Here is a 13,564-nt window from a genome sequence, read left to right as displayed (position 1 = left end):
GTATGGCACCATCACCGGCGTGACCACAGGTGATCTCGATGCGCGCCTCCGCCCGGCGGTGCTGAACAACGCCCTCTTCTGCCACGCCGTCTGCCGCGCGCACGACCTGCCCGCGGACTTCGGCGGGGAGTCCTTCTGGCTCAGCACCGCCCGGACCCCTCCGCTGTACCCGGACGCCGTGACCCTGGCCCCGGGGACGCCCGAGGAGAGCCTGCTGGGGCGGATGGACACGGACAGCCCCGGCTGCTCGGTGAAGGACAGCTTCGCCGATCTGAACCTGGAGGGCGACGGCTTCGAAGTCCTCTTCGACGCCCAGTGGATACACCGCCCGGCGGGCGCTCCCACCGCTGGCGGCGCCCCTTCCCGGGGCCTGGAGTGGCGCGAGGTCGCGGACGGGGGCGAGCTGGCGGACTGGGAGGCCGCCTGGGACGGCGAGGAGAGCACCGGGCTGTTCCGCCCGGTGCTGCTCGGCGAGGAGATCGCCTTCCTGGCGGGCCGCCGCGACGGCCGCGTCGTGGCGGGGGCCGTCGTGAACCTGGCGGCGGGGGTCGTCGGCGTGTCCAACCTGTTCGCCCATGACGGGGCCGACGCCGACGCCGCCTGGACGGGCGCCTTCAGCGCGGCCGCCGCCCGCTGGCCCGGGCGCGACCTGGTCGGATACGAGTCCGGGGACGGCCTCGCCGCCGCCGTCCGGCACGGCTTCACCCCCATCGGCCCGCTGCGGGTCTGGCTGCGCACGAGCGGGCGGACCCGCTACCCGCGCCGCCGGGAGGAGTAGAGCCCGTAGGGGAACCCCAGCGCCGCGGCGGTCAGCGCGGCGGCCGGGCTCAGTCGTGCAGGGCCAGACGGGGGACGTCCGTGCGGTCGATGCCGAACACCTGGGCGTACAGGGACAGTTCCGCTTCCAGCGCCCGGACCATCGTCTCCGCCCGCCGGAAGCCGTGCCCCTCGCCCTCGAAGGCCACGTAGGCGTGCGGCACCGACCGGCCGCGCAGGGCGGCCAGCAGCCGCTCGGCCTGGCTGGGCGGGCAGACCGGGTCGTCCAGCCCCTGGAGCAGCACGAACGGTGCGGTGATCCGGTCGGCGCGGGCCACCGGGGAGCGTTCGCGGCACAGCACGGGCAGCGTCTGCGGGGGACCCGCGAGTCCGTCGATGTAGCGGGACTCCAGGTCGTGGGTCTCCTCGGCGAAGCCGAGCAGGTCCAGCACGGGGTAGATGATCGCGGCGCAGGCGTACAGGCCGGTTGCGGCCAGCGAGGCGGCCGCGGTCCAACCACCGGCGCTGCCGCCGCGGATCGCGAGCCGCGCCGGGTCCGCGGTGCCCTCGTCGGCCAGTGCCCGGGCCACCGCCGCACAGTCCTCCACGTCGACAACGCCCCACTGCTCGCGCAGCCGCTCCCGGTAGGCGCGGCCGTAGCCGGTGGAGCCGCCGTAGTTCACCTCGACGACGCCGATGCCCCGCGAGGTGAAGTACGCGATGTGCAGGTCGAGTACGGGCGGGACGTGGTCGGTGGGGCCGCCGTGGGCCCACACCACGTACGGCGGCAGTTCGTCGGCGGCGGCCCGGCAGGCGGGGTGGTGCGGCGGGTAGACGTGGGCGTGGATCTCCCGGTTGTCGGGGCCGAAGAAGGTGCGGCTCTGCGGTTCGGGGTAGTGGGCCGGATCCACCGGGTCGGCGGCATGCGCCCCCACGACCCGGGCGTGCCCGGTGGCGGTGTCCAGCTCCACCACCTCGTACGCGCTGCGCGGGCTGGCGGCGACCCCGTAGACGCGGGTGCCGCTCACCGCGAGCGCCGGCTGCCAGGCCGTCCACGGCCCGGAGGCGTCCACCAGGTCTCCGCTGTCCGGGTCGAGGATGCCGAGCACCGAGGAGCCCTGCCCGTGCAGCACGGCCACGAGCCCGTCCTCCAGCGGGGCGAGCCAGCGCAGCCCCGGCTTCCACAGCGCGCCGCCGAACTCCTCTTCGCGGGGGCACAGGTTGACCGCCTCGCCGGTCTCCGGGTCGACCCGGTACGGGTTCCACCAGCCGCCGCGGTCGCTCACCGCGAGGAGGCTCCCGCCGGCCGTCCAGTCGACCTGCGCGACGGCCTCCTCCGGGCCGCCGAGCACGGTCCGCGCCCCGGTCAGCCGGCCGTCGGAGGTGATCGCGGCCAGCCGCAGCTCCGTGCCGTCCCAGGGCATCCGGGGGTGGTCCCACACGAGCCAGGCCGCGTGCCGGCCGTCGGGGGAGATCCGGGGCCCGGTGCTGAAGCGGTGCCGGTCGTCGGTCAACTCCCTGACCGTCGTGCGGTCTTCGGCAGCCGATCCGTCGAGCGGCACGGCGGCCAGGACGCGGCGCACGTCGGTGGGGGCGGGCCCGGTGAACTCCTCCAGCACGCACCAGACCTCGCCGCCGCGCAGCACCGGCTCGGCCCAGCGCAGCCCGCCGCCCACGCGGGAGACGGGGGTGAGCGGGCGGGTCCGGGGGCCGCCGGGCGCGTCGGGCTCGTACGCGTACAGCCGCTGGTCGGCGAAGTGCACGAAGACCAGCAGGGGCCCGCCCGCCTCCCGTTCGGCTCCGGTCCAGGGCAGCCCGCCGTACTCGGTGAACCTGCTGCGCACGTTCCACGGGGCGGGCAGCTCGGTGGTCTCGGGGCTGCCGTCGACGGTGCGGCGGCGCACGAGGGTCCGGCGGCCGGCCTCGCGCGGCCGGGGTTCGGTCCACCACACCTCGGGGCCGACCGTGCCGAGGTACTCGGGCCGCCCGTCGAGCGAGGCGGCGAGGGCGGCGTCGATGGGTGAGGGCCAGCTGCCGTAGGGCCGGGTCTCCACCGCCGTCACCGGGCCCGGTTCACAGGGCGCGCAGCGCGCGGTCGAGGACGCGGACGCCGAAGTGCAGGGCGTCGACGGGGACCCGCTCGTCCACGCCGTGGAAGAGCGCCCAGTAGTCGAAGCCGGGCGGCAGCTTCAGGGGGGAGAAGCCGTAGCCGGTGATGCCGAGCCGGGAGAACTGCTTGGCGTCGGTGCCGCCCGCCATGCAGAAGGGGACCACGTGCCCCTCCGGGTCGAACCGCTCGACGGACTCGCGCAGGACCGCGAACGTCCGCCCGTCCACGGGGGCCTGGAGGGCGACCTCCCGGTGGTGGAACTCCCAGCGCACGTCGGGTCCGGTGAGCTCGTTCAGGGTGGCGATGAACTCGTCCTCGCCGCCGGGCACCATCCGGCCGTCCACGTAGGCGGTGGCCTCGCCGGGGATCACGTTGAGCTTGTAACCGGCGCTGAGCATGGTCGGGTTGGCGCTGTTGCGGACGGTCGCCTCGACCAGGAGGGCGGCCGGGCCGAGCTTGCCGAGTACCGAGTCGAGGTCGAAACCGGGCCGGCGCGGCTCCACCGACAGCCCCTGGAGGGCGGCGAGTTGGGTGATGCAGGCGGCGACGGTGTCGGTGAGCCGGACGGGCCACTCGTACTCGCCGATCCGCGCGACGGCGGCCGCGAGCCGGCTCACGGCATTGGCGCGGTTGGGCTTGGAGCCGTGCCCGGCGGTGCCGGTGGCGGTCAACTTCAGCCAGGCGGTGCCCCGTTCGCCCGCCGCGATGGGGTAGATGGCCTGGCCGGGGTTCGGGTGCACGGTGAAGGCGCCCGACTCGCTGATGCCCTCCGTACAGCCCTCGAAGAGGTGCGGGTGCTCGTCGGCGAGGAAGCCCGAGCCGTCGACGGCGCTGTCCTCCTCGTCGGCGGTGTAGGCGATCACGATGTCCCGGCGCGGCCGCACGCCCGCGCGCGCCCAGGCCCGTACGACCGCGAGCACCATCGCGTCCATGTTCTTCATGTCGACGGCGCCGCGCCCCCACACCACTCCGTCGCGGACCTCGCCGGAGAAGGGGTCGACGCTCCAGTCGGCGGCCTCCGCCGGGACCACGTCGAGGTGGCCGTGGACCAGGAGGGCGTCGGCGGAGGGGTCGGTGCCGTCGATCCGCGCGACGACGTTGGTCCGGCCCGCGGTGCGTTCCAGCAGGACGGGCTCCAGCCCGGCGGCGGCGAGCCGTTCGGCGACGTACTCGGCGGCGGGACGCTCGCGGCAGTCGCCGCCGCCCCGGTTGGTGGTGTCGATGCGGATGAGGCCGGAGGTGAACTCGACGGCCTCGTCGAGGGCCACCCGGTCGACGGCGGTGTCCTCGCCCGTGCCCTCACCGGTGTCCTCGCTGCTGATTGCGTGCATGTCAGCCATACTGCTCCTCCACCGCCGCCGAGACGACCGTCGTGACCGCCTTGAAGGTGCGAATCCCCTCGTACATGGTCCCACTGGTGTAGGCGACCCTCCGCTCCCCGGACCGCTCGACGCCCGGGACCACGGTGGCGGCCATGGCCAGGTGCTCGGCGTCGAACTCCAGCTCCATGGTGTACGGGCCGCCGGGCGCCGGTTCGCGGCGGCCCGCCAGGGCCGTGGCCTCCTTGGCGGCGGCCCGGATGTCGGCGGCGGTGCGGGCGGGGGTCCGGCAGACGGCGGCGTAGCGCGAGACGTGGTCCTTGACGGCGACGGTCAGCGCGTCGGGGGCGTAGCCGGCGGCGTCCCGGCAGGTCAGGTCGTCGCCGGTGACGAGGATGACGGGGACGCCGAACTCGGCGACGACGTGGGCGTTCAGCAGTCCCTCGCTGGCGCGGGTGCCGTTCAGCCAGACGCCGGTGATGGAGTTGGCGAGGTAGGTGTGGGCGAGCACGCCCTCGGAGCCGGCGCCGGTGTGGTAGCCGACGAAGGCGATGCCGTCGACGTCGCCGTGCTGGACGCCCTCGACCATGGAGAGGGACTTGTGGCGGCCGGTGAGCATCTCGGCGCGCGCGTCGAGGCGTTCCAGCAGGAGGTTGCGCATGGTCCAGTGCGCCTCGTTGATGACGACCTGTTCGGCGCCGCCGTCGTAGAAGCCGAGGACGGCGGCGTTCACGTCCGAGGTGAACATGCCCCGGCAGCGCTCCCACTGGGGTGTACCGGGCAGCACGTCGGCGGGCCAGGTGACGCCGGTGGCGCCTTCCATGTCGGCGGAGATGAGGATTTTCATCGGGCCCCCGGGCGGTCGGTAGCGCGGTCGCGCGGTCGCGCGGGCCGCGGGCGGCACGCGCGGCGCCCAGCCTAGACCGTCCCGGCCGCCCGGACCCGCGGCCACGCCCGTCTCCCGGCGACTCGGGAAGGTCCGCCTCCGGCCCCGGAATCCACCCGATCCGGTGAGCCCCCACCGACTCCCCCGAACGGACCGCCGCCCGGCCGGCCCGGCCGGCCCGGCCGGTGGCCGGTCAGGACGAGCCGCGCCGTCCGGCGGCGGCGCCGGTGCCGGTGCCGGTGCCGGGCCAGAACGGGCCGCACCCCGGCCGGGCACGTCCGATGCCCGGGCCGGGGCGGCCCCGATCAGGCCGCACTCCGGCCGGGCCGCCGGGCCGGGGCGCGGCCGTGCTACGGCCGGGGCGGGCCGCCGCCCATCCGGGCCGGTGCCGGTCACGACGGGCGCGTTCGGGGCCCGGCCGGGCCGGGCCACCGGCCCGGACCGGTCCGGGCCGGTGGCCAGTGGCTGGTCAGGACGGCCCGGGGCCGGGCCTGGGCGGTCCGCGCTTCGGCCGGGCGCCTCCGGGGCCCCTGCTGGGCCGGTCCCGGTCAGGACTGGGCTGCGTTCCGGTCGGCCCGGGGCGGGGCGGGTCGCTGTCCGGTCGAGAGGGGCCGGTCCCGGTCAGGACTGGCTGCGTTCCGGTCGGGCCGGGGCGGGACGGGCCGCCGTTCGGCCGGGCGGTCCAGGCGGGCCGCCGTCCGGCCGGGAGGGGCCGGGGCCGGTCCGGGCGGGCCGCCGTTCGTCCGGGCGGGCCGGGGTGGCTCCTGTCTGGCCGGTTCAGGCCCGGCCGGCCGGCCCGGACGACCGAGGGACGGGGCCGCTCAGGCCTCGACCTCGGCGGCCAGGTTCGCCAGCAGCGTGTCGTAGATCCGGCCGAGGCCCTTCGGTGCGAAGGTGCGCTCGAAGAAGCCGCCGATACCGCCGGCGCCGTTCCACACGGTGGAGACCACGGCCTTGGACTTGCCCTCGCCCGCCGGGGTGACCACCCAGGTGGTGACCATGGAGGAGTTGCGGTCCTTCTCCACCAACTGCCCGTCGGTGGGCTCGGTGACCTCCAGCAGGCAGTCCCGTACGCGCTTGCTGGTGGCCTGGAGCTTCCAGTGCACCAGCGTGCCCTCGCCGTCGCCGCCCTCCCGCACCTCGTACTCGCTGAAGTGCTCGGGCAGCAGCTTCCCGCGGGTCCCGGTGTAGTCCGCCAGCGCGTCGAACACGGTCTCCGCGTCGGCCGCGATGATCCGCTCCGTGGTGGCCTCGACCTGCGCCATAGCTGTTCCTCCAGCAGTTGTGTCCGCTCGTCACCGCGAAGCCAACCACCTCAGGGGCGGCGGCCCAAATCCGGGTCAGACGTGGCAGTGGACGCAGACGAGGAGGGTGTCGTCCGGGAGACCGGCGAGATAGGAGGCGCAGCCTCCCGGCTCGTCCGCGGACGGCGGGGTGTGCGGGCAGGTCGCGGGGTCGTCGCAGGCGCCGTGCACCGGCGGGCCGCCCTCCTCCCACCACCATCCGTCGAGGGTCAGCAGATTGCTCGGCCAGTCGGCCCGGCGCGCCTCGGTCCTGACGTACTCCTCACGGGTGCGCTCGCCGATCCATCGGCGGGGGTCCGCGATGAAACCGCGGAAATGGGACCGGAACTCCTCGAGGTCGGGGTCGACGCTCAGCCCGTCCGCCCACCGCTCGAAAGCCGCGGCGGGCGTCTGCGCGAGGTATTCGGCGTAGACGGGCTCGCACGCTTCGCGGTAGGCGGCGTAGTCGTTTCCCGGCACCCATACCGGGCAGAAGTCCTCCCACGGCCGGCCGGGCGGGTGATTCCGCAGCAGCTCCTGCCAGCCGTCCCAGACGATCCCGGCGAGCCGTACGGCGCGCTCGCGGGCTTCGCCCACGACGAGCAGTCCGCGCGGCCCGCCCGCGCACCGGCCGGGCACGCTCGGCGTCCAGGAGCCGTCCGGCAGCGGCTGGTCGTGGATGATCCGGGGATCCGCCTCGTGACCCGGACGGATCCGGTGGCCGGTGCCGCTCGCGCCGCCCGCGATCCTCCAGGCGTCCCAGATCCACAGGTCGTCCGAGTACGGACGGTCCCCCTCGATCCGGAAGGGCTCCATTGCCTGGCCGATCGCGTCCTCCAGCCTGTCCCGAGCTCCGCCCGGAAGGCACACCGTGAGTCTGTATCCCGCCATGCGGCGCAGCCTGCCACCTCGCACACGCCGCTGACCAGCGCATTTCCCGGTCCGCACGATCATGGGAACGTTTGTTCTATTCTCGGCGGCAGCCAGTACCGAGGGAGGCGCACCATGCGCTGGGACAACCTGACCGAGGGCCCGCAGGGGCCGTCCGCGCTCTTCGGGGCCGACGCCGTCGTCACCCGCACCTTCGACACCCCCGAGTTCCGGGGGATCACCTTCCACGAGGTGCGGGCCCGCTCGATCGTCAACCGGGTGCCCGGCGCATCGCGGATGCCGTTCGAGTGGACCGTCAATCCGTACAGGGGCTGCAGTCACGCCTGCGTGTACTGCTTCGCCCGCAAGACCCACAGCTACCTCGATCTCGACACCGGCATCGGTTTCGACTCCCAGATCGTGGTCAAGACCAACGCCCCCGAACTGCTGCGCCGCGAGCTCGGCTCGCGCCGCTGGACCGGCGCGCACATCGCCATGGGCACCAACGTGGACTGCTACCAGCGCGCCGAGGGCCGCTACCGGCTGATGCCGGGGATCATCGAGGCGCTGCGCGACCACGCCAATCCCTTCTCGATCCTCACCAAGGGGACGCTGATCCTGCGCGACCTCCCGCTCCTCCGGGAGGCCGCCGCGGTGACCGAGGTCGGGATCTCCGTCTCCGTCGGTTTCACCGACACCGCCCTGTGGCGGACGGTCGAGCCCGGCACCCCCTCCCCCGCCGGCCGGCTGAACGCGGTGCGGACCCTGACCGACGCCGGGATCGAGTGCGGGGTGCTGATGGCCCCCGTGATCCCCTTCCTCGGGGACTCGCCGGAGCAGCTGCGGGAGACGGTCGCGGCCGTCGCGGAGTCCGGCGCCACCTCCGTGACACCCCTGGTACTCCATCTGCGGCCCGGTGCGCGCGAGTGGTTCATGTCCTGGCTCGGGACGCACCACCCGCACCTCGTCCCCCGCTACGAGCGGATGTACGCGGGCGGGTCGTACGCCCCCACCTGGTACCAGCGCCGGATCACCCGCCAGGTGCACGAACTCGCGGCCGAATTCGGCATCGGGCCCGCCCGCCGCGGCACGACCCGTCCCGCTCTCGTACCGGTGCGCCCCGACGCCCCCGCTCCCGCGCCCGCCGGGGCGACGCAGCTGTCGCTCCTGTGAACTCGTACGGCCCCTGAAGCCTCATCACATCGGGCCAATCCGCACTCCAATCCCGCCTTCCGGGCCCGGTTTCCGGGACGATTCCGCCCAGAACCCCTGGCTGGGAGGCCCCATGCTCCACCCCTTGAAGAAGCGCGCCGCCGTCCTGATGTCGATCTCCACCGCCGTGGTCGCCGCCGCGCTCGCGAGCCCGGTCACGGCGGCGCCCGCCGCCTCGTCCGCGTCCGCCGGATCCGCCGCGCCCGCCACCGAGGCGCCCGCGCGGGCGGCCGCCCTGAACTGGACCGGCTGCGCGACCTCGCGCTACCCGACGCTGCAGTGCGCCTCCCTCAGGGTCCCGCTCGACCACGACCGCCCGGAGGGGCGGCAGATCTCCCTCGCCCTGACCCGCGTCCCGCACACCGCCGCCACCTCCCAGGGTCCCCTGCTGGTCAACCCCGGCGGCCCCGGCGGCAGCGGCCGCGGCCTGGCCGGGTTCATCGCCTCCGCCCTGCCCAAGGAGGTGGCCGCCCAGTACGACGTGATCGGCTTCGACCCACGCGGCGTCGGCAGGAGCGAACCCGCGCTCGACTGCGGGGCCGGCCACTTCGCCGCGGTGCGCCCGGACTCGGTGCCGCGCGACGCGGCCACCGAGCGGGCCAACCTCGACCGGGTGCGCTCCTTCGCCGAGTCCTGCCGGACCAAGCACGCGGACGTGCTCCCGTACATCGGCACGGTCGCCGCCGCCCGTGACATCGAGCTGCTGCGCGGGGCGCTCGGCGCCGAGCGGATCAGCTACTTCGGCTACTCCTACGGCACCTACCTGGGCGCCGTGTACGCCAAGCTCCACCCCACCCGCGTGCACCGGCTCGTCCTGGACTCCGTCGTCGACCCGGGCGGGGTCTGGTACGAGGACAACCTCGCCCAGGACCAGGCCTTCGACGCCCGCCACAAGGCCTTCCTGGCCTGGGTGGCCAAGTACGACGCCACCTACCGGCTCGGCACCGACCGGGCGGTGGTCGAGCGGCGCTGGTACGAGATGCGGAACGCGCTGCGCAAGGACCCGGCGGGCGGCAAGGTGGGCCCGTCCGAGCTGGAGGACACCTTCATGCCGGGCGGTTACTACAACGGCTACTGGCCGAACCTCGCCGCGGCCTTCGCGGCGTACGCGGTGGACAAGGACCCCAAGCCGCTGGTGGCGGCGTACGAACGGTTCGGCGCGGTGGAGCCCTCCGCGGGCAACGCGTACAGCGTCTACACGGCCGTGCAGTGCCGGGACTCGGCGTGGCCGAAGGACTGGAACGTGTGGCGCTCCGACATGTGGCGCACCCACGCCAAGGCGCCGTTCATGACCTGGAACAACGCCTGGTACAACGCTCCGTGCGCGTTCTGGCCGCAGGCGCCGCTGCAGGCCCCGGACGTGACGAACGCGGACCTCCCGCCGGCCCTCCTCCTGCAGGCGACGGAGGACGCCGCGACCCCGTTCGGCGGGGTGCTGAGCATGCGGGACAAGCTGAAGGGTTCGGCCCTGGTGGTCGAGGAGGGCGGCGGCAACCACGGCGTCTCGCTGGCCGGCAACAAGTGCCTGGACGAGAAGGTCTCGGCGTACCTGCGGACGGGCGCGGCCACGGACGCCACCTGCCCGGCCCAGCCCGCCCCGGTCCCGGCGGCGGCGACCCGCGCCGTGCCCTCGTCGGCGGGCGGCGCGGCCCTCCACGGCCTGCTGGGCTACCGGGGCTAGGCCGCCGGCCGTCGGCCGCCGGCCGACGTTCAGTCGGGCAGTACCGCGAACGCCTCGATCTCCAGGAGCAGTTCGGGCCGGAAGAGGGCGGCGACCTGGACGGCCGAGGAGGCCGGCAGTCTGTCGGCGGGGATGACGGCGTCGCGCGCCTCCCGGACGGCCGGGAGGTGGGCGACGTCCGTGACGAAGTAGGTCAGCTTCACCACGTCGTCGAAGCCGGCCCCCGCGGCGGCCAGGCACCGGCGCAGGTTCTCGAACACCTGGCGGGCCTGCGCCGCCGGGTCGCCCTCGCCGACGATGCCGCCCTTCTCGTCGAAGGCGCACTGGCCGGAGACGGCGACGAACCGCCCGGTGCCCCAGACGACGTGGTGGTAGCCGCTGCCGGGGCTGACGCCCTCCGGGGCCGATATGCGGGTGAGGTGGCTGCCACTGTGTTCGCTCATGCGGTGATCATGTCAGCCGAGCTCGCGCAGTGCCTTCGTCGCCGCCAGGGCGAGGCGGGGGTGGGACTGGGCTCGGGTGAGGAGTTCGCGGGCGTCGGGGTCGGCCAGGGCGCCGAGGCCCTCCACGCAGGCGAGGGCCACCCGCCAGTACGGGTCGTTCGGGGAGAGCAGCCGGGCCAGGGTCGCCCGTAGGGCGGGGGCGGATTCCGGCGCCCGCAGGGCCGTGAGCAGCCGTACGGGCTGGAGGGCGTAGGCCGTGCGCAGGCTGTTGGTGGCGAGGGCGGCCGCCGCCCGGGCGGTCCGCGGGTCGCCGAGCACGGTCAGCGCCTCGGCCGCGGCGGCGCAGCGGGGCGGGTCGCGGTGGTTGAGCAGCAGGACGAGGGACTCGAAGGCGCGGCGGTCCCCGGCGAGGCCCAGGCGGTAGGCGGCCAGTTCGCGGGCCCAGAGGGGCAGTCCGGCCGACGTCAGGGAGGCGGCCAGGTCGTCGGCGCCGGCCGCGAGCAGCACTTCGTACTCGGGCGACCGCCCGGACTCGGCCCGCAGGCGCTCCAGTACGTCGTTCACGCGGCCACCCTAGGGGCGCGCGGCGGCCGCCGCGCCGGGTTCGGGGAGACCTCACCCGAGAGCCGTCTGATCGATGATCGATGATCGGTACATTTGGGCGGTACAGGTCACATCTCCGCGCTCTGGCGCAGCAGTTACCGCCGGGTTACTGTCCTTGCATACGCACGAAGGCGGCCTGGTGACGCAGCCGCCCCGTGTCAGTCGGTCCGTTACGCCTGCACGGCGCGGCCCCGGGACGGGGTCCGTGCCGCTCCCCTCCGGGACGTCCCGCGCATGCCGCGCCGGGATTTCCCCGGACCTCACCGGGACGCCCCGTACACCACCGGGATCCCTCCCGGGCCCGCACCGGGACCTCCCGGCCCTCACCGGAGCCCCGGACCGTACCGGCCCGCCCCTGCCCGCCTCCCGCGCGCGGGGACACGGCATCCGCGCGCCTCTGTGCACCGCGCGCGCCCCTCAGTCGTCACCCTCTTCCACTGGAGTCCCTCGATGGACCGTCCGTCCAGTCAGCCCGCCCTCCAGACCATCGCCGTCGTCGGCCTCGGCACGATGGGCACCGGCATCGCCGAGGTCCTCGTCCGCGCCGGCCGCGAGGTCGTCGGCATCGACATCAGCGAGACCGCCGCCCGCCGGGCCGTGGACTCCCTCGCCGCGTCCACCGCGCGCTCCGTCACCAAGGAGCGGCTCACCGAGCAGGAGCGGTCGGACGTGCTGGCCCGCTTCCGCACCTACTCCGACCTGGGCGCCGCCGCAGAGGCCGATCTCGTCATCGAGGTCGTCCCGGAGAACTACGAGCTCAAGCAGCAGGTGTTCCGCGAGCTCGACGCGATCGTCCGGCCCGACACCATCCTGGCCACCGGCACGAACGCCCTGTCGGTGACCCGCATGGCCGCCGAGTCGCAGCGGCCCGAGCGCGTGCTGGGCATGCACTTCTTCAACCCGGCCCCGGCGATGAAGCTGGTCGAGGTCGTCTCCTGCGTGCTCACCGCCCCGCCGGCCGTCGAGGCGGTCACCGAGCTGGCCCGCGAGCTCGGCAAGGAGCCCGTGTCGGTCGGCGACCGGCCCGGTTTCGTCGCCGACGGCCTGCTCTTCGGCTACCTCAACCAGGCCGCCGCCATGTACGAGGCGAAGTACGCCTCCCGCGAGGACATCGACGCGGCCATGCGGCTCGGCTGCGGCCTGCCCATGGGCCCGCTCGCGCTGCTGGACCTGATCGGCGTGGACACGGCCCGTACGGTCCTGGACGCCATGTACGCCTCCTCCGGCGACCGGCTGCACGCCCCGGCCCCGGTCCTGGGCCAGCTCGCCGAGGCGGGCCTGACCGGGCAGAAGGCCGGGCGCGGCTTCTACACCTACGAGGCGCCGGGCAGCTCCACGGTGGTCCCGGACGCGCAGACCCCGGCCGACGGGGCCCGCCTCGGCGAGGGCCGCCCGGTCACGTCGGTCGGCGTGGCCGGTTCCGGCACCATGGCGAGCGGGATCGCGCAGGTCTTCGCGCAGGCCGGCTTCCAGGTCGTGCTGGCGGCCCGCAGCCAGGAGAAGGCGGACGCCGCGAAGGCCGCCATCGGCAAGTCCCTGGGCCGTGCGGTGGCCAAGGGACGGCTGACGGAGGAGGGTGCGGCCCGGACCCTGGAGCTGATCACCCCGGCCGGTTCGCTGGACGCCTTCGCCGAGGTGGACCTGGCCGTGGAGGCCGTCGCCGAGGACCTGGCGGTCAAGCAGGAGCTGTTCGCCGCCCTGGACAAGGTCTGCAAGCCGGGTGCGGTGCTGGCCACCACCACCTCCTCGCTGCCGGTGATCGCGGTCGCCCGCGTGACCTCGCGCCCGCAGGACGTGATCGGCATGCACTTCTTCAACCCGGCGCCGGCGATGAAGCTCGTCGAGGTGGTCCGGACGGTCCTGACCGCGGACGACGTGCACGCCACGGTCCGCGAGGTCTGCGCGAAGGTGCGCAAGCACCCGGTGGACTGCGGTGACCGGGCCGGTTTCATCGTGAACGCGCTGCTGTTCCCCTACCTCAACAACGCGATCAAGATGGTCGAGCAGCACTACGCGAGCCTCGACCAGATCGACGCGGCGATGAAGCTGGGCGGCGGCTACCCGATGGGCCCCTTCGAGCTCCTCGACGTGGTCGGCCTCGACGTCTCGCTGGCCATCGAGAAGGTCCTCCACAAGGAGTTCCGCGACCCGGGCCTGGCCCCGTCCCCGCTGCTGGAGCACCTGGTGGCGGCGGGCTGCCTGGGCCGGAAGACCGGCCGCGGATTCCGTGAGTACGCCCGTCGGTAATCAGCCCCCTGGCCAAGGGCCTCATGAGCAGGATGCGTGGGGAGGGCTGCTCGGGTCCGCCGGACCCTCACGGCGGACATACCCTCCCGAGCCCAGTGCGGGCCCTCCCCCGCATCCATCCCCGTCCCACCACCCTCAGGCGCGCTCACCCGCG

The 13,564-nt window shown here is 74.4% G+C and carries 11 protein-coding genes; 4 read left to right on the top strand and 7 right to left on the bottom strand.

The genetic code is table 11. From position 1 onward, the window contains the following. Positions 1 to 19 precede the first annotated feature (19 nt). The gene (locus ACZ6Y1_RS07200; protein WP_469624333.1) at positions 20 to 778 is read left to right on the top strand and encodes a hypothetical protein; all 759 of its coding nucleotides are present in this window, start codon (positions 20 to 22) and stop codon (positions 776 to 778) included. A gap of 49 nt (positions 779 to 827) precedes the next feature. On the opposite strand, the gene ACZ6Y1_RS07195 is transcribed toward ACZ6Y1_RS07200, so the two are convergent. The 5 genes from ACZ6Y1_RS07195 to ACZ6Y1_RS07175 all read right to left on the bottom strand — a co-directional run bounded on the left by ACZ6Y1_RS07195 (position 828) and on the right by ACZ6Y1_RS07175 (position 7,245). Then, positions 828 to 2,810, bottom strand: coding sequence for a S9 family peptidase (locus tag ACZ6Y1_RS07195; RefSeq protein ID WP_469624330.1), 1,983 nt, complete (start codon positions 2,808 to 2,810; stop codon positions 828 to 830). A gap of 19 nt (positions 2,811 to 2,829) precedes the next feature. Continuing rightward, complete coding sequence (locus tag ACZ6Y1_RS07190; protein WP_469624328.1) at positions 2,830 to 4,197, bottom strand: M20/M25/M40 family metallo-hydrolase; 1,368 nt, start codon at positions 4,195 to 4,197, stop codon at positions 2,830 to 2,832. Position 4,198: 1 nt separating this feature from the next. Further along, positions 4,199 to 5,032 (bottom strand): M55 family metallopeptidase, encoded by an 834-nt coding sequence (locus ACZ6Y1_RS07185; protein ID WP_469624326.1) that lies wholly within the window; start codon positions 5,030 to 5,032, stop codon positions 4,199 to 4,201. Between the two features lie 860 nt (positions 5,033 to 5,892). Further along, positions 5,893 to 6,336, bottom strand: a complete 444-nt coding sequence (locus ACZ6Y1_RS07180) for an SRPBCC family protein (RefSeq protein ID WP_384751947.1) — start codon at positions 6,334 to 6,336, stop codon at positions 5,893 to 5,895. A 75-nt stretch (positions 6,337 to 6,411) separates the two neighbouring features. Further along, positions 6,412 to 7,245: a hypothetical protein gene (locus ACZ6Y1_RS07175; RefSeq protein WP_469624314.1), complete on the bottom strand. Its 834-nt coding sequence runs from the start codon at positions 7,243 to 7,245 to the stop codon at positions 6,412 to 6,414. A 114-nt stretch (positions 7,246 to 7,359) separates the two neighbouring features. Between ACZ6Y1_RS07175 and ACZ6Y1_RS07170 the strand changes: the two genes are divergently transcribed. Both ACZ6Y1_RS07170 and ACZ6Y1_RS07165 read left to right on the top strand, forming a co-directional pair. Then, a complete protein-coding gene (locus tag ACZ6Y1_RS07170) occupies positions 7,360 to 8,397 on the top strand; it encodes an Rv2578c family radical SAM protein (protein WP_469624312.1) in 1,038 nt (345 codons plus the stop codon). A 112-nt stretch (positions 8,398 to 8,509) separates the two neighbouring features. Next, positions 8,510 to 10,117 (top strand): alpha/beta hydrolase, encoded by a 1,608-nt coding sequence (locus ACZ6Y1_RS07165; RefSeq protein ID WP_469624309.1) that lies wholly within the window; start codon positions 8,510 to 8,512, stop codon positions 10,115 to 10,117. A gap of 29 nt (positions 10,118 to 10,146) precedes the next feature. On the opposite strand, the gene ACZ6Y1_RS07160 is transcribed toward ACZ6Y1_RS07165, so the two are convergent. After that, complete coding sequence (locus ACZ6Y1_RS07160; protein WP_469624306.1) at positions 10,147 to 10,560, bottom strand: RidA family protein; 414 nt, start codon at positions 10,558 to 10,560, stop codon at positions 10,147 to 10,149. Positions 10,561 to 10,572: 12 nt separating this feature from the next. Beyond that, positions 10,573 to 11,124, bottom strand: coding sequence for a HEAT repeat domain-containing protein (locus ACZ6Y1_RS07155; RefSeq protein ID WP_469624303.1), 552 nt, complete (start codon positions 11,122 to 11,124; stop codon positions 10,573 to 10,575). Positions 11,125 to 11,613: 489 nt separating this feature from the next. Here ACZ6Y1_RS07155 and ACZ6Y1_RS07150 point away from each other — a divergent pair, with 489 nt between their 5' ends. After that, positions 11,614 to 13,410 carry a 3-hydroxyacyl-CoA dehydrogenase family protein gene (locus tag ACZ6Y1_RS07150; RefSeq protein ID WP_469624300.1) on the top strand — a complete coding sequence of 599 codons (1,797 nt, stop codon included), beginning with the start codon at positions 11,614 to 11,616 and terminating at the stop codon, positions 13,408 to 13,410. Positions 13,411 to 13,564 lie beyond the last annotated feature (154 nt).

It is taken from the genome of Streptomyces sp. NPDC053432, from assembly GCF_055585365.1.
The sequence above is the reverse complement of the archived record's forward strand: the minus strand, read 5'-3'. Positions and strand labels throughout refer to the sequence as shown.

Bases quoted from the DNA above. Each gene is read 5' to 3' on its own strand.
- ACZ6Y1_RS07190 (WP_469624328.1), bottom strand. From the start codon at position 4,197: ATGCACGCAATCAGCAGCGAGGACACCGGTGAGGGCACGGGCGAGGAC.
- ACZ6Y1_RS07185 (WP_469624326.1), bottom strand. From the start codon at position 5,032: ATGAAAATCCTCATCTCCGCCGACATGGAAGGCGCCACCGGCGTCACC.
- ACZ6Y1_RS07180 (WP_384751947.1), bottom strand. From the start codon at position 6,336: ATGGCGCAGGTCGAGGCCACCACGGAGCGGATCATCGCGGCCGACGCG.
- ACZ6Y1_RS07175 (WP_469624314.1), bottom strand. From the start codon at position 7,245: ATGGCGGGATACAGACTCACGGTGTGCCTTCCGGGCGGAGCTCGGGAC.
- ACZ6Y1_RS07170 (WP_469624312.1), top strand. From the start codon at position 7,360: ATGCGCTGGGACAACCTGACCGAGGGCCCGCAGGGGCCGTCCGCGCTC.
- ACZ6Y1_RS07165 (WP_469624309.1), top strand. From the start codon at position 8,510: ATGCTCCACCCCTTGAAGAAGCGCGCCGCCGTCCTGATGTCGATCTCC.
- ACZ6Y1_RS07160 (WP_469624306.1), bottom strand. From the start codon at position 10,560: ATGAGCGAACACAGTGGCAGCCACCTCACCCGCATATCGGCCCCGGAG.
- ACZ6Y1_RS07150 (WP_469624300.1), top strand. From the start codon at position 11,614: ATGGACCGTCCGTCCAGTCAGCCCGCCCTCCAGACCATCGCCGTCGTC.